The organism is Mesorhizobium sp. STM 4661 (assembly GCF_000359125.1).
Taxonomy (GTDB): Bacteria; Pseudomonadota; Alphaproteobacteria; order Rhizobiales; family Rhizobiaceae; genus Mesorhizobium.
Genome location: NZ_CAAF010000055.1, coordinates 53,013 through 78,583 on the forward strand (window position 1 = coordinate 53,013; position 25,571 = coordinate 78,583).

Here is a 25,571-nt window from a genome sequence, read left to right on the forward strand (position 1 = left end):
GCCGGCGCTACCTCATATCCGTGACGTTTTGACGACAGCACCAGTTGAGCTAGCGGTCGCGGCTCAGTCCCTTCTCCTGCAGTTCGGCGAGATAGGCGGCCCAGCGCGCCTCCTTCTCGTGGCCCAGCGTATGCAGGTAGCTCCAGGTGAAGATGCCGGTGTCGTGGAAATCGTCGAAAGTGATGCGGACGGCATAGTTGCCGACCGGCTCGATCTTGAGGATCGCGACGTTGCGCTTACCGGGAACGGTCACGCGCTGTTCGGGCGAATGGCCCTGCACTTCGGCCGACGGCGAGGCGACACGCAGAAGCTCCGCCGGCAGTTCGAACGGCTGATGGTCGGGGAAGGTCACGGTCAGCAGCCTGCGGTCTTTCGAGACCCTGAGTTCCTTCGGCGCCGTCATGGTGATAAGTCCCGCATCAATGGGCCTTCCCTACGCCGCTTTGCGCAACGGGAAAAGGTCGCTTCGAAACTTCCGACACGATCTGTCGGTGGCGGGATGTTACTAAAGATCGAAACCTCTTAGTCTTGAATGGCAGGCTGGATCGTATCACATAGCTAGATATAACGACGCCGTTCGCGGCCACGGGAAACGCATAGCATGGACATGATCGATCCTTTCGGTCGCACGATCAGCTATCTCAGGGTGTCGGTCACCGACCGCTGCGACTTCCGCTGCACCTATTGCATGGCCGAGGACATGACGTTCCTCCCCAAGAAGGATCTTCTGTCGCTGGAGGAGCTCGATCGGCTGTGCACGGTGTTCATCGAAAAGGGTGTCAGGAAGCTGCGCCTGACCGGCGGTGAGCCGTTGGTGCGCAAGAACATCATGCATCTGGTGCGCCAGCTTTCGCGTCATCTCGAAAGCGGTGCGCTGGAAGAATTGACGCTCACCACCAACGGTTCGCAGCTTTCGCGCTTTGCCGCCGAGCTCGCCGATTGCGGGGTCAAGCGCATCAACGTCTCGCTGGATACGCTCGACGCCGATAAGTTCCGCCAGATCACCCGCTGGGGCAATCTGGGCAAGGTCATGGACGGCATCGACGCGGCGCAGGCGGCCGGCTTGAAGGTAAAGCTCAACGCGGTGGCGCTGAAGGATTTCAATGACGCCGAGCTGCCTGACATGCTGCGCTGGGCGCATGGCCGCGGCATGGAATTGACGGTCATCGAAACCATGCCGATGGGCGAGATCGACGCCGATCGCACCGACCAGTATCTGCCGCTGTCGTTGCTGCGCGCCGCACTGGAGCGGCAGTTCACGTTGACCGACATTCCCTTCAAGACCGGCGGTCCGGCCCGTTACGTCCACGTCGCAGAGACCGGCGGACGGCTCGGCTTCATCACGCCGATGACGCATAATTTCTGCGAGAGCTGCAACCGCGTCCGGCTGACCTGCACCGGCACGCTCTATATGTGCCTGGGCCAGGAGGATGCGGCCGGCCTGCGTGCCCCGTTGCGCGCGTCGGAAGGCAACGAATTGGTCGCCGACGCCATCGATGAAGCCATCGGCCGCAAACCGAAGGGCCATGATTTCATCATCGACCGCCGCACCAACCGCCCGTCGGTGTCGCGCCATATGAGCGTCACCGGCGGCTGATCCTTTCCGGTCACACCCAGAAAAAGTCCTATCTGCAAGCAGTTGCTGATTTACCGCTCAGGCGTTCCGGCCTAGCTTCCCCTCCGGGGCGGCTCTTCGCTCCATGGGGGAATACACTATGCGCAAACTCATTCTTTCTTTGGCATTGCTTGGCCTCGCGTCCGTGCCCGCGGCGGCCCAATCGATCGGCGGCACCTACACCGTCGCCGGCACCAATTTCGACGGGTCCACCTATGGCGGCGAGGCAACAGTCACGCTGACCAGTGAGACGACCTGCACGATCCACTGGGAAACCGGCGGCTCGTCCTCGGACGGCATCTGCATGCGAAACGACGACGCCTTTTCGGCGGGCTATGTCATGGGCAAGGCGGTCGGTCTTGTCGTCTACAAGGTGATGGATGACGGTTCCTTGCACGGCCTGTGGACGATTGCCGGCAAGGATGGCAGCGGCACTGAGGTGCTGACGCCGCAATAGGTTCTGCAGCCATTGGCAGATATTGCGGGCCACGGCGAAGTCGCTGTGGCCCAGCCCTTTGACGTTGCTGTCTGTGACCGGCTGCTACAGGCTTGATGCAAAGCGCAACCGGTAACGCCCTTTGCTTCTTTCCCCAAATCTGCGCGGCGCGCTGTTCATGATGGTGGCGATCGTCGGCTTCACCCTCAACGACGCGATCACCAAGGTTTCGTCGGAAACGATGAACATGGCGCAGGTCATGCTGATCCGGGGCGCCTTCGCTTCGCTCCTCGTCGGCTTGCTTGCCTGGCACAGCGGCGCGCTTGCCCGGCCGGGCTCGATGCTGCAGCCATTGGTGGCGATACGTGTGATCAGCGAAGCCGGCGCCACCGTGTCGTTCCTCGTTGCCCTCGCCCATTTGCCGATCGCCAATGTCTCGGCGGTGCTGCAGGCGCTGCCGCTGGCGGTGACGATGGGCGCAGCCCTGGTGTTCAACGAGGGCGTCGGCTGGCGGCGCTGGCTGGCCATTACCATCGGGTTTGCCGGCGTGCTGATCATCGTAAGGCCAGGCTTTGAAGGGTTCAGCGTCTATTCGCTGCTGGCGCTGGTTTGCGTCGGCTGCTGTGCGGTGCGCGACCTCGCCACCAAGCGCATTCCCCAGGCCATCCCGTCCTTGCTGGTGTCGACCGCCACTGCGTTTGCCATGATGGTCCTGGGTGCGGCGCTGCTTTCGCCAATGGGCGGCTGGACGCCGATGACGGCGAACAGCACGGCACTGCTGGCGCTTGCCGCGGTGCTCGTAATCATCGGCTACCAGTTCATCATCATGGCGATGCGGGTGGGCGACATCTCTTTCATCGCACCGTTCCGCTACACCGCCCTGCTCTGGTCGATCCTGCTGGGCCTCGTCATCTTCGGCGATGTTCCAGACCTGCCCATGACCGTGGGCGCCACCATCATTGTCGGCTCCGGCCTCTACGCGCTCTACCGCGAACGGGTCGTCGGTCGGCGGAAAACAGCCGCCGAAAGCGCTGGACCTGATATGGCGCCGGACGGCATATAGGCGGCTGGCGCACAGGCAGCAGACGATGGGCCGAGACATTGCAGGGATCATTCTGGCCGGCGGCCGGTCGCGGCGAATGGGCGGCGGCGACAAGAGCCTGCTTGCGCTTTGCGGCAACAGCCTGTTGGACCATGTCGTTTCGCGCTTTGCCCCGCAGGTCAGCCCACTGGCGCTCAGCGCCAATGGCGATCCTGCACGGTTCGCCCGGATTGGAGTTCCGGTGCTTGCCGATGTGGTGGAAGGCTTTGCCGGGCCGCTTGCCGGCATCCTGACCGGGCTCGAATGGGCTGCCGCCGACACGGCCTGCGAAACACTTGCCACGGTTGCCGGCGACACGCCCTTTTTGCCGCGGGATCTGGTCGAACGGCTGGTGGCGGCAGCCGGGGAACGTGCGGGCGTGATCGCCGTTGCCAGTTCAAGCGGCAAACGGCATCCGACCTTCGCGCTCTGGCCTATAGCGGCGCGCAAGGCTCTGCGGCATTTTCTGGTCGATGACGACATCAGGCGGGTCTCCGCCTTCATCGACCGGCATGGCTTTATCGAGGTGGAGTTTTCGCTGTTGAAATCCGGCGAACACGAGATCGACCCGTTCTTCAACATCAATACACCAGACGATCTTGCGGTGGCCGAGCGTCTGTTGCAGAGCATGCAGCCATGATGAGACGCGTCTTCGGCATCACCGGCTGGAAGAATTCCGGCAAGACCACACTGACTGAAAAACTGGTCGCCGAACTTGCCCGGCGCGGCTGGAAAGTCTCGACGGTCAAACACGCCCATCATGACTTCGATATAGACAAGCCGGGAACGGACAGCTTTCGCCACAGGCACGCCGGCGCCGCGGAAGTCGCCATCGTTTCGGGCAGGCGCTGGGCGCTGATGCACGAATTGCGCGGTGAGGACGAACCGACGCTGGACGAGATCCTGTCGCGGCTCGGCACCTCCGACATCGTGCTGGTCGAGGGCTACAAGCGCGAGACGCACAATAAGATCGAGACGCGGCGTCTGGAGGCCAGGGACAGGACACCGCTTTCGGCCGGCGATCCGCATATCGTCGCCGTCGCGGCCGACTTTACAGTCTCCGGCGAAAGCCTGCCGGTCTTTGATCTGGACGACACGAAATCGATTGCCGACTTCATCGAGCGCGCGACAGGTTTGACGCGCTGACGGCACTGCCGGAAGAGCACTCGATCGCCGCTTTCCCTCTCCCGCGCCTGTCCCAGCGTCAGCATTTTCCGGGAATACAAATCCCGGAACCAGCGGTTTTGCAGTTGCTTTTTCTTGGAAAATATTGGGAGTATTGCGCCAGCGGGCGGTCAAAAGCACCGCCCACAGAGCCGTTAGGGACGACGGCCGGGAACCATAAAGAGAGGACTATCATGCGTATTGCATTGCGTATAGCGCTCGCCGCATCGGCGGCGCTGCTGACACTTGGCGTTGCCCAGGCTCAGGAAAAAACCTTGAGGATCGGCACGGAAGGCGCCTACCCCCCGTTCAACAACCTCACCGCCGACGGCCAGCTCGTGGGCTTCGACATCGACATCGCCAAGGCACTCTGCGACGAGATGAAGGTGAAGTGCACCTTCGTCGCCCAGGATTGGGACGGCATCATCCCGGCGCTCCAGGCCGGCAAGTTCGACGCCATCGTCGCCTCGATGTCGATCACGCCGGAACGAGCCGAGAAGGTCGACTTCACCCATAAATACTACAACACCCCGTCGGCGCTCGCGGCACCAAAAGACACGACGCTGAAGGGCGTGACCAAGGAAGATCTGGCGGGCAAGACCGTCGGCGTTGCCACCACGACAACGCACTTCAACTATGCGTCGAAGACCTACACCGACAGCACCATCAAGGGCTATCCGAGCAGCCCCGAGGAGCAGGCCGATCTCGCCAATGGCCGTCTTGACGCCATTCAGGACGATATCGTCGTGCTGAGCCAATGGCTCGATACTCCGGACGGCGCCTGCTGCAAGATTCTTGGTACGCCGTCGCCGCAGCCGGTCGAAATCTTTGGACCCGGCGCCGGCATCGCCATCCGCAAGGGCGAGACCGACCTGGTCAACCAGTTCAATGCCGCCATCGGCGCCATCCGCGCCAACGGAAAATACAAGGAAATCAACGACAAGTACTTCAAGTTTGACGTCTACGGCGGCGAATCCTGACAAATACGGTCACGACGGCGGGGATGCCCCGCCGTCGTCCTTCCTCGTCTTGGGCCGACACGGAGATTAAGACCGATCAATGCCAAGCCAGAGCATATGGACGCTTCTCAGTTGGGGACCGGATGGCTGGCTTGACGATATCGCTTATGGGGCAGTGGTTACGGTTACCCTCGCACTCGCCACGCTTCCCATCGGCTTGGCGATCGGTTTCTTCATAGCGCTGGGCAAGCAATCCGAGGAACCTTCGTTGCGCCTCGCCGCCAACGTCTACACGACAATCTTCCGCGGCTTGCCGGAACTGGTGACGCTTTTCCTGTTCTTCTTCGGCATGCCGATTCTGCTGCAGCATCTCATCAGATATTTCCGGCCCGAAGCGACCATCGACGTCAATGGCTTCGTCGCCGGCATGATCGTGCTTGCCCTGATCTTCTCGTCCTATGCCAGCGAGGTTTTTCTTTCTGCTTTCCGCGCGATACCAAAGGGCCAGTATGAGGGCAGCTATGCGCTTGGCCTTTCGAACTGGCAAACGATGCGCAAGGTAATCCTGCCGCAGTTGCTTCGCATCGCCTTTCCCGGCCTCGAAAACTGCTGGCTCAGCCTGCTCAAGGACACGTCGCTCGTGTCGATCGTCGGCCTTGCCGAAACGCTGCGCAACGCCGGTGTGGCTGCCCGCGTCACCAAACATTCGTTTCTGTTCTACAGCGTCGCGGCGCTGGTCTTTCTTGTCCTGGCCGTCCTGTCGTCTTTCGCCACCAGTGCCATCTTGCGCTCGCTGGGAAAGCGGGAGGCGCAACGATGAGCGTCACCGCCACAATCGTCGAACGGCCGCCGCCGCAGGCGCGAGGCTGGCCGCGCAGCCGCCTCATCGGCTACGCGCTAGTTGGTGTGTGGTTCGCTTTCGGCCTGGGCATCGTTGCCTATTTGGTCTTTGCCTGGAACGCCGAATTCTTCGCCAAATATGCACCGGCCTATCTGAAGGGGCTGGGAGTCACACTATCCTTGGTCGCCATATCGATGGTGCTTGGTGCGGTACTGTCCATACCGGTTGCTTACGGCCGCATGTCGAAGAACCATTTTCTTTCTGGCCTGGCCTATTGTTACGTCTATTTCTTCCGCGGCACGCCACTGCTGGTCCAGACCTTTCTCGTCTACTACGGGTTGGGGTCGTTCAGGCCAGAGCTCCAAACAGTCGGGCTGTGGTGGTTCTTCCGCGAAGCGTTCTACTGTGGCGTCTTCGCCTTTGCGCTCAACACGGCCGCTTACCAGGCGGAAATCCTGCGCGGCGCCATCGAGAGCGTGCCCAGGGGCCAGTGGGAAGGCGCTGCCTCGCTCGGCCTGCACAAATTGCAGACGCTGCGCAAGATCATCCTGCCGCAGGCACTGATCGTCGCCTTGCGGCCCTATGGCAACGAACTCATCCTGATGATCAAGGCCTCGGCAATCGTCGCCATCATCACGGTCTACGACTTGATGGGCCAGGCCAAGCTTGCCTTTGCCAACTCCTTTGACATCCAGGCCTACATCTGGGTCGCGGTTGTGTATCTGGTCATTGTCGAGATCCTGCGCCACGCGGTCGAGTGGATCGAACGGCGCATCACCATCCATCTGCACCGCTGACTCCCATAGCTTTGCCCGATCCGGTAAGAAGGCCGCAAAGCAGGCTTCTTAAGGGATTCGAAAACATGGCATCGGTGGCATTTCTCGGTCTTGGCGTCATGGGCTATCCGATGGCCGGGCATCTCAAGAACAAGGGCGGCCACGACGTCACCGTCTACAACCGCACCAGGACAAAGGCCGAGCAATGGGTCGGCCAGCATGGCGGCAGCCTTGCCGCGACGCCAGCCGAGGCGGCCGACGGCAAGGATTTTGTCTTCTCCTGCGTCGGTAACGATGATGATCTGCGCTCAGTGACGATCGGGACCGGCGGCGCCTTCCAGTCGATGAAAAAGGCAGCCATCTTCATCGACAACACCACGGCGTCGGCCGAAGTCGCGCGCGAGCTGGCGGAAAAGGCGCAAATGCGCGGGTTTTCGTTTCTCGACGCGCCGGTTTCCGGTGGCCAGGCAGGCGCAGAGAACGGCGTGCTGACGGTAATGGTCGGCGGCGAACAAAAAGCCTTCGACAAAGCGAAGCCTGTCATCGACGCCTATGCCCGCATGGTCGGGCTGATGGGACCGGCCGGTGCCGGCCAGCTCACCAAGATGATCAACCAGATCTGCATCGCCGGTCTGGTCCAGGGATTGGCCGAGGGCATCCATTTTGGCAAGAAGGCCGGGCTCGACATCGAAAAAGTCATCGAGGTGATCTCCAAGGGCGCCGCCGGCTCGTGGCAGATGGAGAACCGGCATAAAACGATGAATGCCGGCAAGTACGATTTCGGCTTCGCCGTCGACTGGATGCGCAAGGATCTCGGCATCTGCCTGGCGGAGGCCGATCGCAACGGCGCCAAGCTGCCGGTGACGGCACTTGTCGACCAGTTCTACAAGGATGTGCAGGCGATGGGCGGCAAGCGCTGGGATACGTCCTCGCTGCTGGCGCGCCTGGAAAAATAGGCTTTTCGCGATGGCCGAGCTTTTGCCCCAATCCAGTGCCGACGAAATCGTCGCACATCTGCGCTCGATCGGCTCGGAGGAAAATCGCCTTGGCATGCTGCGCTATGGCATCAAGATCGAACGCGCGCTCGGCATCTCGCACGGCGTGCAGCGGCAGATTGCCAAGAAAATCAAACGCAACCATGAACGCGCCTTCGAGCTATGGCGGACAGGGATCATGGAGGCGCAGTTCATCGCTTCCGTCACGGCCGATCCGAAGCGGTTTTCTGCCGCCGATGCAAGACAATGGGTGGCGAGTTTCGACTCCTGGGATATCGTCGACGGCGTCTCCGATCTCTTTGTAGACACCGAGTCCTGGAAGGAACTGATCGACGAGTTCGCGGCCGACGAACGGGAATTCGTTCGACGCACGGCCTTTGCGATGATGGCCTGGTCTGTCGTCCATCGGAAGAAAGAGCCGGAGGCGACCTTCCTCGCCTTCCTGCCGATCATCGAAGCGCATGCCACCGACGGCCGCAACTTCGTGAAGAAGGGCGTAAACTGGGCCCTTCGTTCGATCGGCAAACGATCGATGGACATGCACGGAGCTGCCCTTGCTGTCGCCGAAAGGTTGGCGCAATCGACTGACAAGACGGCGCGCTGGATCGGCAAGGATGCGGTGAAGGAACTTTCCGATGCCAAGACGCTCGAACGGCTCGCCGCCAGAAAAGGCTGACGTAACCAAAATCCGCTTCACCGAGGTGACGCGGGCGACTCGCACGGATTTCGAAAGCCTGTTCGAACAGCCGGGCGGGCCGAAATATTGCTGGTGCATGGCCTGGCGTAATCTCGATAACCGCGAACATGCTGGTAATGATGAGAGGAAACGAGCCATGATGGCGCTCATCAGTGCCGGCACGCCAGTCGGCATTCTCGCCCATGTCGGAGGCAAGACCGTCGGCTGGTGTTCGGTCGCACCGCGCGAAATGTACCGCAGGCTTTCACGGCAGCAGGACGACAGCGAGAGCAATGTCTGGTCGATCGTCTGCTTCTATGTTCCGAGGATGTTGCGCCCTGGACTTTCCTCAACAAAAAGAAGAACTAAGCGACCGGGCCTCAGGCGGCGTTGGCGCCTGATTCCTTGTCCAGCACCATGTAGTCGAGCGGCATTTCGGTCGTGTACTTGATCTGCTCCATGGCGAAGGAGGACGACACGTCGCGGATCTCGATCTTGGCGATCAACCGCTTGTAGAAGGCGTCATAGGCGGCGATGTCGGGCACCACCACGCGCAAGAGGTAGTCGACGTCGCCGCTCATCCGGTAGAACTCGACCACTTCGGGAAATTCCTGGATGACCTCCGAAAAGCGGCGCAGCCATTCATGGCTGTGCGAATTGGTGCGGATCGACACGAAGACGGTGACGCGCACATTGACCTTCTCGTGGTCGAGGATGGCGACGCGCCGCTTGATGACACCCTCCTCCTCGAGCTTCTGGATGCGCCGCCAGCACGGCGTCGTCGAGAGGCCGACTTTCTTGGCGACATCGGCGACCGCGAGCGTCGCGTCCTCCTGCAGGAGGCGGAGAATTTTTCTGTCAAGGCGGTCCATTGGGTGCTCCCCTGATGCCTGTCGCCCAAAGTGATTGGGATAACGACATGCACAAACAAGAATTCAAAGCGCATTACGTGGTTCCCTTCAGCACGACACGCTTTGGGGAATAGATTGGCTATACTCCCTCTTATTTTGGCCTTTCACAAGAAAGAAATTCTGCCAAATGGCATAAAAGCGAGTGATTTCTTGCTAACACATCAGCCGAGACGATAGCGGATTTCCGACCGCAGAAATGGCAGCAAATCCATTTCAAACCACGGATTGCGCTTCAGCCAGCCGGTGTTGCGCCACGACGGATGTGGCAGCGGCAGCACTTTCGGGTTGCCGGATGCATTCCAGATCGCCCGCCAGTCCATTACCGTCGCCGTCAGCGAAGGGCGGCGCGGCGCGCCCATATGCCAGGATTGCGCATAGATGCCGACAGGCAGCACGAGGTCTATCCGCGGCATCAGTGCCATCAGTGGCGCGCGCCAGCTTAGTGCGCATTCGCTCCGCGGCGGCAGGTCGCCGCCCTTGGCATCCTGGCCGGGAAAGCAGAAGCCCATCGGCACGATGGCGAATTTTGAAATGTCATAGAACTCTTCGCTGCCGACACCCAGCCAGTTCCGCAGCCGATCGCCGGAGGCGTCGGTGAACGGCATGCCTGATATATGCACCTTGGTGCCCGGCGCCTGGCTGGCGATCAGGATGCGGGCGCTCGACGAGGGTCTCAGCACCGGGCGCGGCTCGTGCGGCAACGGCCGGCCAATCGGGTTTTCGACGCAGATGCGGCAGGCGCGTACCGTCGCGGTGAAGCTGTCGAGTTCTTCGCGCATTCCGAGGCTCATTCTCAGGCAGCGGCGCTCGGCCGGCTGGAGATCGCCTCATGCCAGCGCTGCACGTTGGCACAGTCTTCCGGCACCCTGATACGCGCCGGTTTCATGAAGTCGATGGCGATCATGCCGGTGATGTCGGCGATCGAATAGGTATCGCCGGCGACGAATTCCCGGTTCGCCAGTTCGCCGTCGAGTAGTCTCAGAAACTCGACGGCTTTCGGCTTGTTGGCCTCGCCCCATTCGGGGATTTGCGGAATTTCCCATTCCTTCATCGCCGGGTGAATGTGCCGGAAGGCGGCGGCGACGCAACCGAGCAGATTGAGCTCCATGCGCCTTTGCCACATCTCGACCTTGGCCTTGCCAAGCGCGCCGCGTCCGAACAGCGCCGGCTCCGGATGCAGTTCCTCAAAATAGCGGCAGATGGCGACGGATTCGGTGATGATCGTGCCGTCGTCGAGTTCGAGCACCGGCAGGCGTTGCAGCGGGTTGCGCGAACTGACCGGCTGCGTCCTATGTTCCAGCGCACTCATATCGACGGGTACCAGCGGAACCTCCAGCCCTTTTTCGGCGAGGAAGACGCGAACCCGCCGTGGGTTGGGGGCGCGGCCGCCGTCGAAGAGCTTCATTCCATCCTCCCGATCTTCTCGCTCGTTGCAACAACTATAGGGTCGTCATCACCGGAAGCGAAAAATTTCTCGCAATGCATCGCCGATCGAAGCCAGGGTGCCGTGCTTTCTTTCGACCGCCTCGAGATCGTGGCTTTCGCGCCAATCATGCGGCTCGTCGAACGTGCCGGCCCAGATGCCGGCCTTGCCGTTCCGGGCGGCGGCTTCCTCGATGTCGAAATCGCCATAGGCGATCGCCCAACCGGCCTCGACCTGGGCGCGATTGAGATCCTTGCCGCCGGCCTTGCAATCGCCGAGCGCCTTCCATAGCGGTCGCGCTGCCAGCCGGTGCAGGAGACGGGTTTGCCTGATATCAGCCGCACCAGCGACTGCCGCGCCAGCTTGCCGCAGGGATAGTCGGCGCCGTCCCTGCGGCAGATCTGCGAATATTCCGGCGCGTCGATGCCGCGCATGCGGATGCGCTCCGTACCGAGCGTAATCGTATCGCCGTCATTGACGATCGCCGCCCCTTCCGTCTTGCGCGTCTCGATCCGGTCGAGGCGCGCGGCCAGAAGGATCAGCAGACCCAGCGCAATGACGGTCAGCCCGTAGTCCACCAGCCTGCGCCACAGGCTTCGCGGCCGCGGCGGAGCGTACCGCTGGCGCGGTCGCCGCGACCACGAATGGCTCATATGGCAAACCGTTGGTTAATCATTCGAACGTAGCTTAACAATTTGAAACCGCTGCCCGCATAAATTGAAGTCTCCATGCCCTTGCAACGCTCGACCACAGCGGACAAGTTTATTGTGGACCGCAGGAAACGCCATCGCAACAGCGATGTCGCGCGCGCGGTGCGCAAGACGCGCGACCGTCTTTCACAGCAGGCGGGCAATCCTGATTTCGATCGCGAGCTTCTGAAACTCCACGCCCGTTCGATGATCGGCAGCGCGATCGTCGTTCCGCTTCTCGTCTTGGCGGTCGCCGCGGCAGGCCTGTTTACCGGGATGGGCAAGGAGATCGGCGTCTGGGCACTCTTCATGCTCATCTGCTACGCCATCGTTGCATTCATGGCCGGGCGCGTCGACCGCACGGAAGCCGCCGAAACCAATCCGCTGCAAACGCGCAGGGATTTCCTGATCGGCCATTTCCTTTGCGGTCTGGGATGGACCTGGTTCGCCTGGCTCGGTTGCGACGTCTGCCAGATCGACCAGTTCCATCTGATCAAGGCGGTTGTGCTGCTGCTTGCCATGGCGGCAACGGCGATCACGGCCTCGTCGCTGCACGGTGCGCTGCTGGCGATCTTCGCCATTCCGGTGGCGGTTTACGCCTATGCCGGCGCAAGGCTGTGGACGCCGGTCGAACTGATCATGGCCGGCTTGCTGATCGTCTCGCTGCCCTTCTTTGCCTATGTGGCGCGCCATCTTAATCGCGCGTCCCTGATGCTCCTGTCGTTTCGCTCCGAAAAGGATGCGCTTGTCGCCGAGGTGGAGACGGCGAAGTCGATGTCGGACGAAGCTCGCCGGCGGGCGGAAGACGCCAATCTGGCAAAGTCGCGGTTTCTGGCATCGATGAGCCATGAGCTCAGGACGCCGCTCAATGCCATTCTCGGTTTTTCCGAGGTGATGTCGAACGAGGTGCTCGGACCGATGAGCAACCCCACCTACCGCGACTACGCTCGCGACGTCCATGAGTCCGGCCAGCATCTGCTCGACCTGATCAATGAAATCCTCGACCTGTCGCGCATCGAGGCGGGCCGCTACCAGCTCAACGAAGAGCCGATGCTGCTGCTCTCCGTCGTCGAGGATTGCTGTCACATGATGGAGCTGAAAGCGCGCAACAAGGATATCCGCATCGTCCAGGATTTCGAAAGCGCTTTGCCGCGCCTGCTCGCCGACGAGCGTGCGGTGCGGCAAATCGCACTCAACCTTCTGTCCAACGCCATCAAGTTCACCGCGACCGGCGGCGAGATCCGCGTGCGCGTCGGCTGGACGGCCGGCGGTGGGCAATACCTCTCCGTCAAGGACAATGGGCCTGGCATACCGGAGGACGAGATCCCGGTCGTGTTGTCCGCTTTCGGCCAGGGCTCGATCGCCATCAAGAGCGCCGAACAAGGCACCGGGCTTGGCCTGCCGATCGTGCAGGGCCTGCTCGCCATGCATGGCGGCGAATTCGAACTCCATTCCAAATTGCGCGAAGGCACCGAGGCGATCGCCATCTTCCCGTTGAGCCGGGTGATGGAGGAATTGCCGGCCCTGCCGACCAAGGCGGTTGCCGCGCGTAGGCGTTGAGGGCTAACCGCGAACCGCTGCCGCCATGCCTGAACTGGTGAGTGCCGCCGCCTTGACCAGGCCCGCCGCAAGTGCGGCCCCTGCCCCCTCGCCGTGGCTCATGCCCAGATCGAGAAGCGAGCGCAGGCCGAGCCGCTCGGCAGCCCTTATATGCGCAGGTTCCGGCGACAGGCCGGCAAGAAGGCAATGCTCCAGCGCGGCCGGGTTGGCGGCGTGCAGCACGGCGGCCGCCGCTGTCGCCGCAACGCCGTCGAGCAGCACCGGGATCTTCTGCATCCGGGCGGCGAGGATGGCCCCAGTGATCGCCGCGAACTCGCGACCGCCAACCCGGCGCAATGCTTCGAGCGGATCCCTGAGGCTGGTGCCGTGGAAGGCGATCGCGGCGTCGACCACTTCCGCCTTACGCGCCTGCATCGCCGTATCCGCGCCCGATCCGGGCCCGACCCAGTCGGCGCCCCTGCCGCCAAACAGCACCGCAAACAGAGCCGCGGCAACGGTCGAATTGCCGACGCCTAGATCACCAAGGCACAGCAGATCGGTGCCGCCGGCGATCGCTTCCATGCCGAATGCCATGGTGGCGGCGCAGCCGCGCTCATCAAGCGCTGCCTCCTCGGTGAGGTCGGCGGTCGGAATGTGCAGCGCAAGATCGAACACTTTCAGCCCAAGGTCATTGGCGATGCAGATCTGATTGACTGCCGCACCGCCCGCCGCGCAAAGCTCGACGGCGTTCGCCGTGGCGGCGACGGGACGTGGCGAAATGCCGTGGCGGGTGACGCCGTGATTGCCGGCGAAGATCGCCACCAATGGCCGTGTCACCGCCGGCGGCGCGCGCCCGCTCCAGGCGGCGAGCCAGGCAGCGATGTCCTCGATGCGGCCGAGCGAACCTTTGGGCTTGTCGGCCTTGGCAAACAGCGCGCGGACTTTAGTCTCGGCTGCCGTGTCGGCCGGCGGCAAGGCCGCCAGAAGGTTGCGAAAATCGTCGAAGGGCAGCGCGCTGGTCATATCGTTGAGGATCGTTCCTGGAGTTAATGAGCGGCATAGCTGCCTTGCGCGGCCGGCACAACCTTTCGCCGGAGCCGCGAAAACGGTTGCCGGCGGCGCATTCCGGAGGGCTTGCATTGGCCTTGCCGTTGCACCATCTGGAAGCAGGACAAGAGAATATCATGACGGCCATCGAATCCCCGTGCATCCTGGTCTGTTCGATCGATATGAAAACCGGCTTCTGCTTCGGGTGCGGTCGCACGCGCGAAGAAATCGGCGCCTGGATCGACATGACGCCGCAAACACGCCGAAGTGTGATGGCCGAGCTGCCGGCCCGACTGGAAACGGTCGAGCGCAGGCCGCGTCGGGAAACGCGCCGCACCCGTCTCACTCGCGAACGCGACGCCCTATCGTGAACCGCCTATGAACCGACTTTTCTGGACCTTGATGATCGTGATCGGGGTAGGCGTGGCCCTGCTCATGTTCAACGATTCCGCCGGCAGCACGTTCGGCGTCGAGAACAATGATTTCGGCCGGCTGATCTGGCTTGGCGCATTGGTCGCGCTCATCGGCGCCGGCCTGCTCAGATCTGACAGACCCTTGGGCACCATGGCCCGCAGCCTCGGCACCTGGGGCGTCATCGTGCTGGCGCTGATTGCCGGCTACCAGTACCGCTACGAATTGCAGGATTTCGCCAGCCGGGTAACCGCCGGGCTCGTTCCGGGCAGTCCGCTGTTGCTAGGTGTGGAAGACGGCCACGCCACGGTGACCCTGGACAAGGCCGACAACGGCCATTTCGAAGCGCGCATCATGATCAACGGCACGCCGGTCCGGGCCGTGGTCGATACCGGCGCGACCAGCACCGTGCTGACCGCCGAGGACGCGCAGGCGGCTGGCTTCAATCCGGCCACTCTCAACTTTACGATACCGGTCTCGACCGCCAATGGCATGGCGCGCGCGGCGGGCGTGAGAACCGACGAATTGGCGATCGGCGGCATCGTTCGCAAGGACATGCCGGTCATGATCGCCGCACCCGGCATGCTCAGCCAGAGCCTGCTCGGCATGAACTTCATCGGTTCGCTGTCGGGTTTCGACGTGCGCGGCGACCGCATGATTTTGCGCGACTAACCCCCTCAGGCGGCCTCCGCGCCTGCCCCACGAAAATCGATCGCGGCGAAGGCGGTTCTCAGCACGTCAGGTCCGGCTCCAGGTCTTGTCCCGTCGGTTGAAAGGATCTGTCGGTAGCGGCGTGCGCCAGGCAGGCCGTGGAACAGGCCGACCATGTGACGGGTGACATGGCCAAGCCGGCCGCCCCGCTCGATGTGGCGCGCCGCGTAGGCCGCCATGGCATCGATCAGCGCGGCAAAGTTGAACGCGTCGGATTCGCCGCCATGGAATGCGGCATCGACATCCGCCAGGATGCCCGGCGTGTGATAGGCGGCGCGGCCGAGCATGGCGCCGTCGACATGATCAATGTGCTTGAGGGCCTCTTCGAGCGATTGAATGCCGCCATTGATGCCGATGAATTCATTCGGCCTTCTGGTCTTGAGGCGATAGACCCTGTCATAGTCGAGCGGCGGGATGTCACGGTTTTCCCTTGGGCTGAGCCCCTCCAGCCAGGCCTTGCGGGCATGCACCCACAATGCGTTGGCGCCGGCCGAAAAAACGCCGTCCGCCAGTGTGTCGAGCGCGGGCTCCGGATCCTGTTCGTCGACGCCGATGCGGCATTTGACGGTGACGGGGATTTTCACGGCGGCCTTCATCGCCGCGACGCAGTCGGCGACGAGAACCGGTGTCTTCATCAGGCAGGCGCCGAACGTGCCCGACTGGACGCGGTCCGACGGGCAGCCGACATTGAGATTGATCTCGTCATAGCCGAAGGCTTCGCCTATGCGTGCCGCCTCGGCAAGCTTGCGCGGATCGGAGCCGCCAAGCTGCAATGCGACCGGATGTTCCGCGTCGTCGAAGCCGAGCAGCCGCGCGCGCGCGCCATGGATGATCGCGTCGGCCACCACCATCTCGGTGTAGAGCAGCGCCTGGCGCGTCAACTGACGATGGAAGAACCGGCAATGCCGGTCAGTCCAGTCCATCATGGGCGCCACGGAGAATTTCCTATATTTTTCAATCATTTATATAGAGTTTTTAAACCGCACCGAGATTGGACAGACTGACATTGCCGGCCTCTATGATATGTGACTCATTTCATTCTATTTTTCAAAGCGTAACCATCAATGTCACTCAACACCGCTTTTCTGCTCATGGCACAATACAATGGTAAGGCCATCATTCCGCTCGATGAGGTCCGTCGCGATTTCTTTTCGCACCTGACGCTCCCGAAATTTCTTCGCAAGCTCAGTTCAGGCGACATTGCCCTGCCGCTCATGCGAATAGAAACAAGTCAGAAATGTGCCACGGGTGTCCATTTGCAGGATTTGGCAGACTACATTGATAGGCGCAGACAGGTGGCCCAGAGGGAGTTTTCCAGATGGTGTCCCACGATGTGGTGTAGCTGGCGGCATTGGTCGCCGCGCTGTCCGGCATTGCCGGGCTGATCAGCGCGCCACTGCTGGCAGGCCGATGAGGGGATCATCGCTCAACTGGCCGACGCTTTCCAGCGTCATGTAGCGGGGCGCGCTGGACGCGAGCTTCGGCACCTTCGGCCGGATCTGGTCGGCGACGGCCCGCCACTGGATGCTGGCGGCCTCGGGTGTCTCCTGGGCGAACGCGGTGGCGATGAAGGCGGAGACAACGCGGCGGCCGCTCTTGCCGGCATGCGCCAGCACGTTCCTCATGAAGTGAACGCGGCAGCGTTGCCATGTCGCTGAGAGAACCTTGATGACGGCGGCCTTCAGGCCCTCATGGGCGTCGGAGACGACCAGCTTCACGCCGTGCAGGCCTCTGCGGGTGAGCTTGCGCAGGAACTCGGTCCAGATCGGCTCGGCCTCGGACGTGCCGATCTCCATGCCCAGAACCTCGCGCCGGCCGTCGCTGTTGACGCCGACCGCGATGATGACGGCCACGGAGACGATGCGCCCGCCGCGACGGACCTTAAGTTAGGTGGCGTCGATCCACAGGTAGGGCCAATCGCCCTCGATCGGCCGTTCAAGGAAGGCCTTCACCTTGCCATCGATCTCCTCGCAGAGCCGCGACACCTGGCTCTTCGAGATCCCCGACATGCCCATGGCCTTGACGAGGTCGTCGACCGACCGCGTCGAGACGCACTGGACATAGGCTTCCTGGATGACGGCCGTCAGCGCCTTCTCGGCCATCCGGCGCGGATCGAGGAAGCCCGGGAAGTAGGAGCCGTTCCTGAGCTTGGGAATACGCAGTTCGACGGTGCCGGCACGTGTCTCCCAGTCCCTTTCGCGCTAGCCATTGCGCTGGGCCGTCCGGAGCGTGCTCTTCTCGCCATAAGCGGCGCCGGTCGCGGCGCCCACCTCCATCTCCATCAGCCGCTCGGCGGCAAAGCCGATCATCTCGCGCAGCGGATCGGCATCCGCGCTCTTCTCCACAAGCGCGCGCAGGTTCATCATGTCGTCGGTCATCGGTGATCCTTCCAAGCAGGAGTTGGTGTCGCAACCCTTACGGAAAGCGCCGATGACCACCGCGCTATCAAGCTACACCACGTCCAGGGACGTCACCGACACAGATCCATCGGCGCCGATTGCGTGAAGTTGAACACGTTTTTCGCCAGATCAATTCCGATGGTTCCCATCAGAGTTCAAAATTAAACTCGCGTTTCAGATAAAGGCGCAGCGAAGCTATGTCAGGCTCGGCCATCTTTACCCTGTCCACGGACCCATGTTCTTTCAGCCCGGTCGAACAGCCGATGACAACGATCGGCCCGTCGTTGTTCAAACCGGTCAGATCGCCAAGAGCCGCAAACGCGGCACTTGACGAAATTTCCTGCCACAGACCCTGCCGACCAAGCATGCGGTTGGCGGCACGGGCGGCTTCGTCTTCGACCAGCAAGGCGATCCCATTACTGTCCTGGATTGCTCTGATGGCGCGGTACCCGGTCACGATCGTGGCCGTTCCCGACTGGACTGTCGGCCGCGCGACGACGGCGTTGGCGGGATCACCGCGCTTTATTGCATGATGGAGCGGTCCACGCGCCGCTGGTTCGACCGAGACGAGTTGCGGTATCCGGTTGATATGGCCAAGGAGCCGCGCCTCGGAAAAACCTTTGTAAATTCCATAGAGCAGCTCGCCGTATCCCGTCGGAACGACGACCGCTGCCGGCACCCGGCCATCCATCTCTGCCAGAATTTCATAGGCTATGGTCTTGTAGCCTTCCGGGCCCCAGGGGTGGCCGGTATGAATCGGAGTCAGGTTTGAGACCGGATAGGTTCCCGGCAGCGATTGAAGCGCCCGCATCGCGGACCACCTCGCTTCGCTGGGAAGGAAAACCGGATAAGCCCCATAGCTGCGGATCATCGCACGGAAGGCAGCGCTGACATCCGGCATGGTAAGAACGATGCAGTTGAGTCCTCCCCTGCTGGCCATGGCAGCTGCCGAAACGCCATGATTTCCCGACGACGCAACGATGATGGTAGAGGCCCCTTCATGAAGGGCCGCCGAAATTGTGAGCTTGTTCAAGCGGTCCTTGTGGCTCCAGGTAGGGTTCCGACTTTCGTCCTTGATGTAGACCCCGCGCCCCTGATGTTGCCGCGGCGCCACCTCGGAGACATTGACCAGCGGCGTCCCACCGACTGGCATTGACGCCCGCACATGCACTGGAGGCAGGATTTCTTCCCAATCTCGCCAACACGCGCCGCGTCGAAACGACAGGTGCCGGGCGGACGCGTAGTCGTAGGCAACCTCCAGCGGGTATTGCATCGTGTCGTTGGACGTGTCGGGGCAACCGGCGAGCAATGTCGGGAACAGGTCATGTACCGGGTTCCCCGGCCCAAGTGACCTCTGGGCAGTCGCCAGTGAACGTGCGGCCCGGATGGGGTTGACCGAGTCTTCGATCGTTTCCCTGCGGCTGGGTTCGGTGATCACTGCAATCGTCCGAGTTCGGCGAAGATACGCACCCAACTGCGCGCGCCCCGGCGCAGCCGTTCGGTGTCGTAGTTCTCGTCGGGCGCATGGATCGCGTCGCCGGGCAGGATGAAGCCGACCAGGATGCAGGCCACGCCGAGCAGTTCGTCGATCTGCTGCACCGCCGGGATCGCTCCCCCGGTTCCCTTGAGCACGGTCGGTGTCCCCCATTCTGCCGTCAGCCCCCGCGCGGTGGCCTTCAGGAACGGGCTGTCCTGGCTCAGGGTCACCGCCGTGCTGCCGCCGGTTCCGGTGAACTCCACCGTGCAACCGGGCGGTACGCGCGCGCCCACATGCTTTCGAAAGGTGTTGCGCACTTTGTCGGGCGATTGACCGGCGACGAGGCGGAAAGAAATGCGCGCCGTCGCCGTGCCCGGCAGCACCGAGCGTTCGTTCGGCCCTTGATTGCCGCCGGTGATGCCATTGATATCGACCGTCGGTCGCCCCCACATCGCCTCGATCGGCGAGTACCCGGCCTCGGTCATGCCGCCGGACAGATCAATCGCGTCTGCAGGATCGGTTTCGCGCACCAGATCACGCCACAGCGCACGGACATGCGCAGGAAGTGCCTTCACGTCATCGTAAAATCCGTCGATGGCGACGCGGCCTTGTTCGTCGTGCAGACCGGCAAGAATCCCGCTCAGGATTCGGATCGGATTGGCAGCGACGGCGCCGAAATGGCCGGAATGAAGATCAGGATTAGGTGCCGAGATTGTCACCCTCTCGTGCAATAGCCCCTTGAGTTGTGTGGTGATGGCGGGCTGTCCAGCCGTCCACATCTCGGCATCGCAGATGAAGGCCGCATCGCACGCCAGTTCATCCTTATGCGCCGCAACGAAGGCTGCAAGGCTTGGCGAGCCGGATTCTTCCTCGCCTTCCAGCATGACGACGATCTCGCCCGGGAATTCGCCTTCGACCGCATTCCAGGCCCGCAGCGCCTCGATGAATGTCCAGAGCTGGCTTTTGCTGTCGGACGCACCGCGCCCGTAAAAGCGCGTCATACCATCCTGTGGTATCAGTTTTGGCGCGAACGGCGGGTGCGTCCAGCTGGCAGGATCGCCCACGGGCTGTACATCGTAATGGCCGTAGAACAAAAGCCGGGGGCGGGACGCGCCTGAACCGCCGGGCGAACGGGCCAGCACGACGGGATGGCCCTCGGTCGGCACGACGCGGGCGGAAAGGCCGATTGCGCCAAGTTCCCGAACCAGCCATTCCGCCGTACGCAGGATACCCTCTCTGCCGGACGGCTCGTTGGAAACCGAGGGGATCGAGATCAGTTTGAGCAGCTTGCCGATGGCACGGTCCTGATTATCCTCGATTTCGGTCAACACGCGTTCAATGTCCGGCATGGCCGATGTCCTTTTGAAGATGTTCGCGCTGTCAGGCTGCGCTAACTGCCCCGGTGACCGCACGCAGCTTCAAGGCCGCGAAAAAACGCGCCAGATCGTCGGACAGGTCATCGAAAGCTTCCATGCCGACGCTGAGCCGCAGCAGGAATTCAGTGCCTGTCCATGGCCTGGCACTCCGCAACGCCTTGACAGAGACGGGCGCGAGAAGGCTTTTCGTCCCTCCCCAGGATGCACCGATCGAGATCAGTTCCAAGGCGTCGAGGGCCGCGAGAACATTCGCGCTGCTGCACGAGTCCAGTTCAAAGCTGAACACCCCGGCAGCGCCGGAAAAATCGCGCTGCCAAATGTGATGCCCCGGATCACCCGGCAAGGCCGGATGAAGAACCCTGGCGACCGCTGGCTGCTCGGTCAGCCACTGCGCAATCTTTATGCCATTCGCCGACGCGTGTTTCAGACGCACCGCCATCGTCTCGATTCCGCGCATGACCAGGGCGCAATCGTCTGGCGAGGCATTGATCCCCATGCGCCCGATGAACGATTTCAGTTCCAGCCCCAGCTTTTCGTCGCAAACCGTGATCGATCCCATGAGCACATCCGAGTGACCGGAAAAGTGCTTGCTCAGCGCTTCGACCACAATATCGACGCCATGGACCAGCGGCTTGAAATTCAGGGGTGACGCCCAGGTGTTGTCGCACCCGACCAACGCGCCGCAGGCCCGTGCGATGGCGACGATTGCAGGAACATCCTGCACTTCCATCGTCACCGAACCCGGCGTTTCGACCCAGACCAATCGGGTCGGCGTTTCGAGTTCGCGCGTCAACGCCGCCATGTCGCAGGGGTCGTAATAGATGACCGCGATGCCCAGTTTGGACAGTTCTCGATCCGCAAAGTCACGCACCGGGCCATAGGCACTGTCCGGGATCAGCACGCGGTCGCCGGTTCCCAGAACGCACAACATGGCGCATGTGATCGCAGCTTGACCGGAAGGCGTCAGAACCGTGCGTGTGCCCGCTTCCATCTGCGTGATCTTCTGTTCGAGGTAGCGGTGCGTGGGAGTACCATAGAGGCCATACACATAGTCGTCAGGGCCGCGTTCGAAACGCGTCGCAAAGCTTTGCGCATCGGCATAGCGGATGGTCGACGCGCGGAACACGGGCACAGCAAGGGTGTCAAAGCCCTTCAGGCTCACCTCCACACGCGACACACAGCGCGTCTCATCCCGCATGGACATAACCTTGATGAATTTGATCCAGAACCTCGTCGGCGAAGCGGAAATGGCAGGCAAAGCGGTGGCCGCCCTCGCCCTGCACCGGAGGCGGCACCCTGGTGCAGATGTCCTGCACCAGCGGGCAGCGGGTGTGAAAGCGGCAGCCGGATGGCGGGTTGACCGGGCTAGGAATTTCGCCCGCCAGGGTGACAAAGCCCTTCCGGGCCGCGATGCGCGGATCGGCCTGCGGAACCGAGGCCAGCAGGGCCCTTGTGTAGGGGTGTCGCGCATGGCGATGGACCTGTTCGCTGGTCCCTTCCTCGACGATACGCCCCAGATACATCACATTGACGCGGGTCGCTGCCTGTCGCACCAAGGCCAGATCATGCGCGATGAACAGGATGCCCAGGCCAAGGTCGCGCCGCAGGTCCAAAAACAGGTTCATGACCTGCGCGCGAATCGACAGATCCAGCGCCGAGACGGGTTCGTCACAGATCAGCACCGACGGCTCGACCGCCAGCGCCCGCGCAATCGCCACGCGCTGGCGCTGGCCGCCGGACAGTTCGCGCGGAAAGCGGTCTTTCATCTGGGTGGGAAGGCCGACCTGATCCAGCAGCCGCGTCGCCCGCGCATCATACTGGTCCGGCGACACCTTTTGCGCGATCACGAAGGATTCGGTCAGGGTCTCGCCGACGGTCTGCCATTCGGACAGGCTGGCATAGGGGTCTTGGAAGATATACTGGATCGCGCGGCGGCGCTCGCGCAGTGCCCGCCCGGAAAGGCTGGCCAGATCGGTGCCGTCCAGCACCACATGGCCCTGCTGCTGCCGCTCCAGCCCGACAATCGTTCGCCCGAGCGAGGATTTGCCGCAGCCGGACTCGCCCACCAGACCGACGATCTCGCCCGCGCCGATCTGGATCGAGACATCATCGACGGCGGTGATCCACTTGTTCCGCTCGCGGCTTTTGAAGCGGGTGGTCAGATTGCTGACGTTCAGAACGGGGGTCATGGCCGTTGCCCCGCCTGCGCGATCCCGACCGGGCAGGCCACCAGAACCGACGATTGCGGCAGCGCCTGAAGCGGCGGTCGTCGGGTGCGGCAGACCGGCATCACGACATCGCATCGCGGCGCAAAGGCGCAGGCCTCAACCGGCGCGCCCATGGTCGGCGGCAGGCCGGGGATGCCACGAAAGGGTGACCCGGACAGGTCTTCTTCGCGCGGAATGGCATTGACGAGGCCCAGCGTATAGGGGTGCCGGGGGGTGACCAGCACATCGGCCACGTCGCCGAATTCGACGATCCGCCCGGCATACATGACGGCGACCCGGTGCGCCATCGACGCGACGACGCCCATGTCGTGGGTGATCAGCACGATGCCCATGTTCAGCTTCTTCTGCAGGCTCTGCAACAACGCGAGGATCTGCGCTTGGATCGTCACGTCCAGCGCGGTGGTCGGCTCGTCGGCGATCAGCAGGGGCGGCTCGCCGGCAATCGCGCTGGCAATCATCGCCCGCTGCCGCAGCCCGCCGGACAGTTCATGCGGATATTGTTTCATCCGCTGCGCCGGGTCCGACATCCCGACCAGCGCCAGCAGGTCCTCGGCCTGTCTTTCGGCCTGCATGGTGGTCAGGCCGCGTTGCCTCTCGGCGACTTCCGCAATCTGCCGGCCAATGCGGCGCAGGGGGTTGAGGGCGCTCATCGGATCCTGAAAGATGACACCGACCGACCTGCCCCGGATATGGCGCAGCCGGTTTTCGGCCATTCCGGCGATTTCCACGCCGCCGATCCTGAAAGACCCGCTGATCTGGACGGCCACCCCGACCGGCATCAGGCCAAGCGGTGCAAAGTTCATCACCGTCTTGCCCGACCCGCTTTCGCCGACAACCGCCAGCGTTTCGCCGCGCCCGACCGCAAAGCTGACCCTGTCGACCGGCCGCAGGGCTCCGCCCTTGGTCAACAGATCGACGCTCAGGTCGCTGACCTCGACAACATTCTGCGTGGTCATGCTTTCACATTCTTTTCTGCATCATCGGCGGTCTGCGTCTGCCAGGTTGCGGCGATCAGATGGCTGCGTTTCAGCGGCTTGCCGCGCAGCTCAACCGGGATGCGGTTCAGGGCGATGGCCTCGCCCATCAGGTTGAAACTGATGACCACCCCGGTTAGGGCCAGCCCGGGAAGGATGACCAGCCAGGGGTTGCTGTCCAGATAGGGCAGGGCATCGACCAACATCTGGCCCCATTCCGGCGTGGGCGGCTGGATGCCGAGGCCGAGGAAGGACAGCGTGGCAATCGCCAACGCCACCGCGCCTGCATCGGCCGACACATAGACCAGCACCATGCCCAGCGTTGCCGGCAGCAGATGGCGGAAATAGATGCGCAGCGGGCTGGCCCCCAGCACGCGCAGCGCCTCCATGTGCGGACGGTTCAGCACGCCGATGGCGACGCCGCGGGCCACCCGGGTTGACCCCGACCAGAAGGCCAGCACCAGCGCCAGCACCATGTTCCAGTAGCCGGTTCCCAGGATGCCGATGACCGCTAGCGCGATGATCAGCGAGGGCAGCGCCATGAAAACCTCGACAAACCGCATGATGACCTCGTCGACCCGGCCGCCGGCGAAACCGGCAAAGGTGCCAAGGGTCACGCCGATCACCAGCTTGCAGGTGACCACGATGGTCATCGCGATCACCGTGGTCCGCGCCGCCGCCACCAGCCGCGACAGCAGGTCACGGCCGATATGGTCGGTTCCAAGCCAATGTTCGGCCGACGGGCCGGTCAGTCGCGCGGTCAGATCCTGGGCGCTGGGGTCATAGGGCACGATCCACGGTCCGACGATGCCCAGAAGAAAGACCAGACCCACCCCGATCAATGCCGATTTCGGAAACCTGCCGATCGCTTCGCCGATGGAAAAGAGGATGCGTTTCATGCGAACTGCCTCCGCAGTTTGGGATCGACCGCGATCATCACCAGGTCTGCCGCCAGATTGACCAGGGTGACGTAAAGGACAAAGACCAGAAGGCAGGCCTGCATCACCATGAAATCCCTTGACCGGATTCCCGCGACGAACAACTCCCCGATGCCGTGCAAGGCAAAAAGCGGTTCCACGATGATGGCCCCGATGGTCATGGCGCCGATCATGTTGCCCAGCGCGCTGACATAGGCGGGCACCGCGTTCGGCAGCGCATCCAGCAGCATGATGCGCAGCATCGGGGCGCCCTTGGCGCGGGCCGTCAGCACATAGGGGCGCGTCATGGCTTCGGATATGCCGATCCGCAGCACGCGCGACAGCACGGCAGCCGAGGACAGGGCAATGGTGACCGACGGCAGGATCCAGCTCTGCAACGACCGGTCGCCGTAGGTGGGCAACCATTGCAGCAGGACGCCGAACACCAGGATCAGAATGGCACCACCGAAGAACACCGGTGTCGAGGCGCCCAGGAGCGCCAGAAACCGGACAGCCTGATCCGGCATCCGCGCCGGCCGTGCCGCGCCGATCAGCCCCATGACCGACGACAGGATGATCGTCACGATGCTGCCGCCGAGCACCAGCTTGATCGTGGTAGGAAGCCTGTCCCGGATCGACTTTCCAACATCTTCGCCGGTGATATAGCCGATGCCGAAATCTCCCCGGGTGACGCCGCGCAGCCAGTTCCAGTAGCGGAGCGGGACCGGATCATTGATGCCGAGTTCTTCGGCGATCCGGTCCACCATTTCCTTGGGAGCGCCGGGGAACCGCAGTTCGGCGACCATCTGCGCGACGTTGCCGGGGGCGGCGACAACCAGTCCGAAACACAGGACCGACGCGATCACCAGCAGCAGGAGAGAGTTGCGCAGACGGCGCGCGAGATATGCGGACATGACGGTCTTTCC

At 62.6% G+C, this 25,571-nt stretch carries 27 protein-coding genes and 2 pseudogenes; 14 read left to right on the forward strand and 15 right to left on the reverse strand.

Annotated elements, in window-relative coordinates:
- Positions 1–49: 49 nt before the first annotated feature.
- A complete protein-coding gene (locus tag MESS4_RS17980) occupies positions 50–403 on the reverse strand; it encodes a DUF971 domain-containing protein (protein ID WP_006333652.1) in 354 nt (117 codons plus the stop codon).
- A 198-nt stretch (positions 404–601) separates the two neighbouring features.
- Here MESS4_RS17980 and moaA point away from each other — a divergent pair, with 198 nt between their 5' ends.
- The 10 genes from moaA to MESS4_RS18030 all read left to right on the forward strand — a co-directional run bounded on the left by moaA (position 602) and on the right by MESS4_RS18030 (position 8,543).
- On the forward strand, positions 602–1,597 hold the full coding sequence (gene moaA / locus MESS4_RS17985; RefSeq protein ID WP_006333653.1) for a GTP 3',8-cyclase MoaA: 996 nt from the start codon (positions 602–604) through the stop codon (positions 1,595–1,597).
- A 118-nt stretch (positions 1,598–1,715) separates the two neighbouring features.
- Positions 1,716–2,072 (forward strand): hypothetical protein, encoded by a 357-nt coding sequence (locus MESS4_RS17990; protein ID WP_006333663.1) that lies wholly within the window; start codon positions 1,716–1,718, stop codon positions 2,070–2,072.
- A 121-nt stretch (positions 2,073–2,193) separates the two neighbouring features.
- Positions 2,194–3,114, forward strand: coding sequence for a DMT family transporter (locus tag MESS4_RS17995; RefSeq protein ID WP_006333665.1), 921 nt, complete (start codon positions 2,194–2,196; stop codon positions 3,112–3,114).
- A 25-nt stretch (positions 3,115–3,139) separates the two neighbouring features.
- Positions 3,140–3,772, forward strand: coding sequence for a molybdenum cofactor guanylyltransferase MobA (gene mobA / locus MESS4_RS18000; protein ID WP_006333666.1), 633 nt, complete (start codon positions 3,140–3,142; stop codon positions 3,770–3,772).
- The gene (gene mobB / locus MESS4_RS18005) at positions 3,769–4,278 is read left to right on the forward strand and encodes a molybdopterin-guanine dinucleotide biosynthesis protein B (RefSeq protein ID WP_006333668.1); all 510 of its coding nucleotides are present in this window, start codon (positions 3,769–3,771) and stop codon (positions 4,276–4,278) included. Before mobA ends, mobB begins: the two co-directional genes overlap by 4 nt.
- 212 nt (positions 4,279–4,490) lie before the next feature.
- Positions 4,491–5,276, forward strand: coding sequence for an ABC transporter substrate-binding protein (locus MESS4_RS18010; protein WP_006333669.1), 786 nt, complete (start codon positions 4,491–4,493; stop codon positions 5,274–5,276).
- A gap of 79 nt (positions 5,277–5,355) precedes the next feature.
- On the forward strand, positions 5,356–6,075 hold the full coding sequence (locus MESS4_RS18015) for an ABC transporter permease (RefSeq protein ID WP_006333670.1): 720 nt from the start codon (positions 5,356–5,358) through the stop codon (positions 6,073–6,075).
- Positions 6,072–6,893: an ABC transporter permease gene (locus MESS4_RS18020; RefSeq protein WP_006333672.1), complete on the forward strand. Its 822-nt coding sequence runs from the start codon at positions 6,072–6,074 to the stop codon at positions 6,891–6,893. The genes MESS4_RS18015 and MESS4_RS18020 overlap by 4 nt, the downstream gene beginning before the upstream one ends.
- Positions 6,894–6,958: 65 nt before the next feature.
- The gene (locus tag MESS4_RS18025; protein ID WP_006333674.1) at positions 6,959–7,828 is read left to right on the forward strand and encodes an NAD(P)-dependent oxidoreductase; all 870 of its coding nucleotides are present in this window, start codon (positions 6,959–6,961) and stop codon (positions 7,826–7,828) included.
- A gap of 10 nt (positions 7,829–7,838) precedes the next feature.
- Entirely contained in the window at positions 7,839–8,543 is a 705-nt protein-coding gene (locus MESS4_RS18030; protein ID WP_006333675.1) for a DNA alkylation repair protein, read from the forward strand.
- A 380-nt stretch (positions 8,544–8,923) separates the two neighbouring features.
- On the opposite strand, the gene MESS4_RS18035 is transcribed toward MESS4_RS18030, so the two are convergent.
- The 4 genes and pseudogenes from MESS4_RS18035 to MESS4_RS18050 form a co-directional block, all read right to left on the reverse strand.
- Positions 8,924–9,415 (reverse strand): Lrp/AsnC family transcriptional regulator, encoded by a 492-nt coding sequence (locus MESS4_RS18035; protein ID WP_006333679.1) that lies wholly within the window; start codon positions 9,413–9,415, stop codon positions 8,924–8,926.
- Between the two features lie 200 nt (positions 9,416–9,615).
- Complete coding sequence (locus MESS4_RS18040) at positions 9,616–10,233, reverse strand: uracil-DNA glycosylase family protein (RefSeq protein WP_036241554.1); 618 nt, start codon at positions 10,231–10,233, stop codon at positions 9,616–9,618.
- Between the two features lie 14 nt (positions 10,234–10,247).
- Complete coding sequence (locus MESS4_RS18045; RefSeq protein WP_006333682.1) at positions 10,248–10,859, reverse strand: glutathione S-transferase; 612 nt, start codon at positions 10,857–10,859, stop codon at positions 10,248–10,250.
- A gap of 48 nt (positions 10,860–10,907) precedes the next feature.
- Positions 10,908–11,530 (reverse strand): annotated as a pseudogene (locus MESS4_RS18050) (thermonuclease family protein).
- A 75-nt stretch (positions 11,531–11,605) separates the two neighbouring features.
- On the opposite strand from MESS4_RS18050, the gene MESS4_RS18055 reads away from it, so the two are divergent.
- Positions 11,606–13,126 (forward strand): HAMP domain-containing sensor histidine kinase, encoded by a 1,521-nt coding sequence (locus MESS4_RS18055; RefSeq protein WP_006333685.1) that lies wholly within the window; start codon positions 11,606–11,608, stop codon positions 13,124–13,126.
- Between the two features lie 3 nt (positions 13,127–13,129).
- Here the strand turns inward: MESS4_RS18055 and MESS4_RS18060 are convergent, their stop codons facing one another.
- Entirely contained in the window at positions 13,130–14,128 is a 999-nt protein-coding gene (locus tag MESS4_RS18060) for a nicotinate-nucleotide--dimethylbenzimidazole phosphoribosyltransferase (protein WP_006333687.1), read from the reverse strand.
- 161 nt (positions 14,129–14,289) lie between these two features.
- Between MESS4_RS18060 and MESS4_RS18065 the strand changes: the two genes are divergently transcribed.
- Together MESS4_RS18065 and MESS4_RS18070 are read left to right on the forward strand one after the other, a co-directional pair.
- The gene (locus MESS4_RS18065; protein WP_006333693.1) at positions 14,290–14,523 is read left to right on the forward strand and encodes a DUF1289 domain-containing protein; all 234 of its coding nucleotides are present in this window, start codon (positions 14,290–14,292) and stop codon (positions 14,521–14,523) included.
- A gap of 7 nt (positions 14,524–14,530) precedes the next feature.
- Positions 14,531–15,235, forward strand: coding sequence for a TIGR02281 family clan AA aspartic protease (locus MESS4_RS18070; RefSeq protein WP_006333695.1), 705 nt, complete (start codon positions 14,531–14,533; stop codon positions 15,233–15,235).
- Positions 15,236–15,240: 5 nt separating this feature from the next.
- Here the strand turns inward: MESS4_RS18070 and dusA are convergent, their stop codons facing one another.
- Complete coding sequence (gene dusA / locus MESS4_RS18075) at positions 15,241–16,233, reverse strand: tRNA dihydrouridine(20/20a) synthase DusA (RefSeq protein ID WP_036241556.1); 993 nt, start codon at positions 16,231–16,233, stop codon at positions 15,241–15,243.
- Between the two features lie 105 nt (positions 16,234–16,338).
- Here dusA and MESS4_RS18080 point away from each other — a divergent pair, with 105 nt between their 5' ends.
- Positions 16,339–16,659, forward strand: coding sequence for a pyocin activator PrtN family protein (locus MESS4_RS18080; RefSeq protein WP_006333700.1), 321 nt, complete (start codon positions 16,339–16,341; stop codon positions 16,657–16,659).
- Here MESS4_RS18080 and MESS4_RS18085 read toward each other — a convergent pair.
- From MESS4_RS18085 to MESS4_RS18120, 8 genes and pseudogenes are all read right to left on the reverse strand, one after another.
- Positions 16,660–17,652: pseudogene (locus tag MESS4_RS18085) on the reverse strand (IS256 family transposase).
- 169 nt (positions 17,653–17,821) lie between these two features.
- On the reverse strand, positions 17,822–19,111 hold the full coding sequence (locus tag MESS4_RS18090; RefSeq protein ID WP_006333704.1) for a pyridoxal-phosphate dependent enzyme: 1,290 nt from the start codon (positions 19,109–19,111) through the stop codon (positions 17,822–17,824).
- A complete protein-coding gene (locus MESS4_RS18095; protein ID WP_006333705.1) occupies positions 19,108–20,499 on the reverse strand; it encodes a M20/M25/M40 family metallo-hydrolase in 1,392 nt (463 codons plus the stop codon). Before MESS4_RS18095 ends, MESS4_RS18090 begins: the two co-directional genes overlap by 4 nt.
- 31 nt (positions 20,500–20,530) lie before the next feature.
- Positions 20,531–21,724: a cystathionine beta-lyase gene (gene metC, locus MESS4_RS18100; RefSeq protein WP_051070894.1), complete on the reverse strand. Its 1,194-nt coding sequence runs from the start codon at positions 21,722–21,724 to the stop codon at positions 20,531–20,533.
- Positions 21,714–22,715 carry an ABC transporter ATP-binding protein gene (locus MESS4_RS18105; protein ID WP_006333708.1) on the reverse strand — a complete coding sequence of 334 codons (1,002 nt, stop codon included), beginning with the start codon at positions 22,713–22,715 and terminating at the stop codon, positions 21,714–21,716. The genes metC and MESS4_RS18105 overlap by 11 nt, the downstream gene beginning before the upstream one ends.
- Positions 22,712–23,710: an ABC transporter ATP-binding protein gene (locus MESS4_RS18110; RefSeq protein ID WP_006333709.1), complete on the reverse strand. Its 999-nt coding sequence runs from the start codon at positions 23,708–23,710 to the stop codon at positions 22,712–22,714. Before MESS4_RS18110 ends, MESS4_RS18105 begins: the two co-directional genes overlap by 4 nt.
- Positions 23,707–24,627 carry an ABC transporter permease subunit gene (locus tag MESS4_RS18115; protein ID WP_006333710.1) on the reverse strand — a complete coding sequence of 307 codons (921 nt, stop codon included), beginning with the start codon at positions 24,625–24,627 and terminating at the stop codon, positions 23,707–23,709. Before MESS4_RS18115 ends, MESS4_RS18110 begins: the two co-directional genes overlap by 4 nt.
- Positions 24,624–25,559 carry an ABC transporter permease gene (locus MESS4_RS18120; protein ID WP_006333711.1) on the reverse strand — a complete coding sequence of 312 codons (936 nt, stop codon included), beginning with the start codon at positions 25,557–25,559 and terminating at the stop codon, positions 24,624–24,626. Before MESS4_RS18120 ends, MESS4_RS18115 begins: the two co-directional genes overlap by 4 nt.
- Between the last annotated feature and the right edge of the window lie 12 nt (positions 25,560–25,571).

Excerpts from the sequence above, each read along its gene's own strand:
- MESS4_RS18025 (WP_006333674.1), top strand. The coding sequence starts at position 6,959 with ATGGCATCGGTGGCATTTCTCGGTCTTGGCGTCATGGGCTATCCGATG.
- MESS4_RS18120 (WP_006333711.1), bottom strand. The coding sequence starts at position 25,559 with ATGTCCGCATATCTCGCGCGCCGTCTGCGCAACTCTCTCCTGCTGCTG.
- MESS4_RS18020 (WP_006333672.1), top strand. The coding sequence starts at position 6,072 with ATGAGCGTCACCGCCACAATCGTCGAACGGCCGCCGCCGCAGGCGCGA.
- MESS4_RS18110 (WP_006333709.1), bottom strand. The coding sequence starts at position 23,710 with ATGACCACGCAGAATGTTGTCGAGGTCAGCGACCTGAGCGTCGATCTG.
- MESS4_RS18045 (WP_006333682.1), bottom strand. The coding sequence starts at position 10,859 with ATGAAGCTCTTCGACGGCGGCCGCGCCCCCAACCCACGGCGGGTTCGC.
- MESS4_RS18030 (WP_006333675.1), top strand. The coding sequence starts at position 7,839 with ATGGCCGAGCTTTTGCCCCAATCCAGTGCCGACGAAATCGTCGCACAT.
- MESS4_RS18095 (WP_006333705.1), bottom strand. The coding sequence starts at position 20,499 with ATGCCGGACATTGAACGCGTGTTGACCGAAATCGAGGATAATCAGGAC.
- MESS4_RS18015 (WP_006333670.1), top strand. The coding sequence starts at position 5,356 with ATGCCAAGCCAGAGCATATGGACGCTTCTCAGTTGGGGACCGGATGGC.
- MESS4_RS18010 (WP_006333669.1), top strand. The coding sequence starts at position 4,491 with ATGCGTATTGCATTGCGTATAGCGCTCGCCGCATCGGCGGCGCTGCTG.
- MESS4_RS17990 (WP_006333663.1), top strand. The coding sequence starts at position 1,716 with ATGCGCAAACTCATTCTTTCTTTGGCATTGCTTGGCCTCGCGTCCGTG.
- MESS4_RS18105 (WP_006333708.1), bottom strand. The coding sequence starts at position 22,715 with ATGACCCCCGTTCTGAACGTCAGCAATCTGACCACCCGCTTCAAAAGC.
- MESS4_RS18060 (WP_006333687.1), bottom strand. The coding sequence starts at position 14,128 with ATGACCAGCGCGCTGCCCTTCGACGATTTTCGCAACCTTCTGGCGGCC.
- MESS4_RS18035 (WP_006333679.1), bottom strand. The coding sequence starts at position 9,415 with ATGGACCGCCTTGACAGAAAAATTCTCCGCCTCCTGCAGGAGGACGCG.
- MESS4_RS18115 (WP_006333710.1), bottom strand. The coding sequence starts at position 24,627 with ATGAAACGCATCCTCTTTTCCATCGGCGAAGCGATCGGCAGGTTTCCG.
- MESS4_RS18055 (WP_006333685.1), top strand. The coding sequence starts at position 11,606 with ATGCCCTTGCAACGCTCGACCACAGCGGACAAGTTTATTGTGGACCGC.
- mobA (WP_006333666.1), top strand. The coding sequence starts at position 3,140 with ATGGGCCGAGACATTGCAGGGATCATTCTGGCCGGCGGCCGGTCGCGG.
- metC (WP_051070894.1), bottom strand. The coding sequence starts at position 21,724 with ATGCGGGATGAGACGCGCTGTGTGTCGCGTGTGGAGGTGAGCCTGAAG.
- MESS4_RS18040 (WP_036241554.1), bottom strand. The coding sequence starts at position 10,233 with ATGCGCGAAGAACTCGACAGCTTCACCGCGACGGTACGCGCCTGCCGC.
- mobB (WP_006333668.1), top strand. The coding sequence starts at position 3,769 with ATGATGAGACGCGTCTTCGGCATCACCGGCTGGAAGAATTCCGGCAAG.
- moaA (WP_006333653.1), top strand. The coding sequence starts at position 602 with ATGGACATGATCGATCCTTTCGGTCGCACGATCAGCTATCTCAGGGTG.
- MESS4_RS18065 (WP_006333693.1), top strand. The coding sequence starts at position 14,290 with ATGACGGCCATCGAATCCCCGTGCATCCTGGTCTGTTCGATCGATATG.
- MESS4_RS18080 (WP_006333700.1), top strand. The coding sequence starts at position 16,339 with ATGTCACTCAACACCGCTTTTCTGCTCATGGCACAATACAATGGTAAG.
- MESS4_RS18070 (WP_006333695.1), top strand. The coding sequence starts at position 14,531 with ATGAACCGACTTTTCTGGACCTTGATGATCGTGATCGGGGTAGGCGTG.
- MESS4_RS17980 (WP_006333652.1), bottom strand. The coding sequence starts at position 403 with ATGACGGCGCCGAAGGAACTCAGGGTCTCGAAAGACCGCAGGCTGCTG.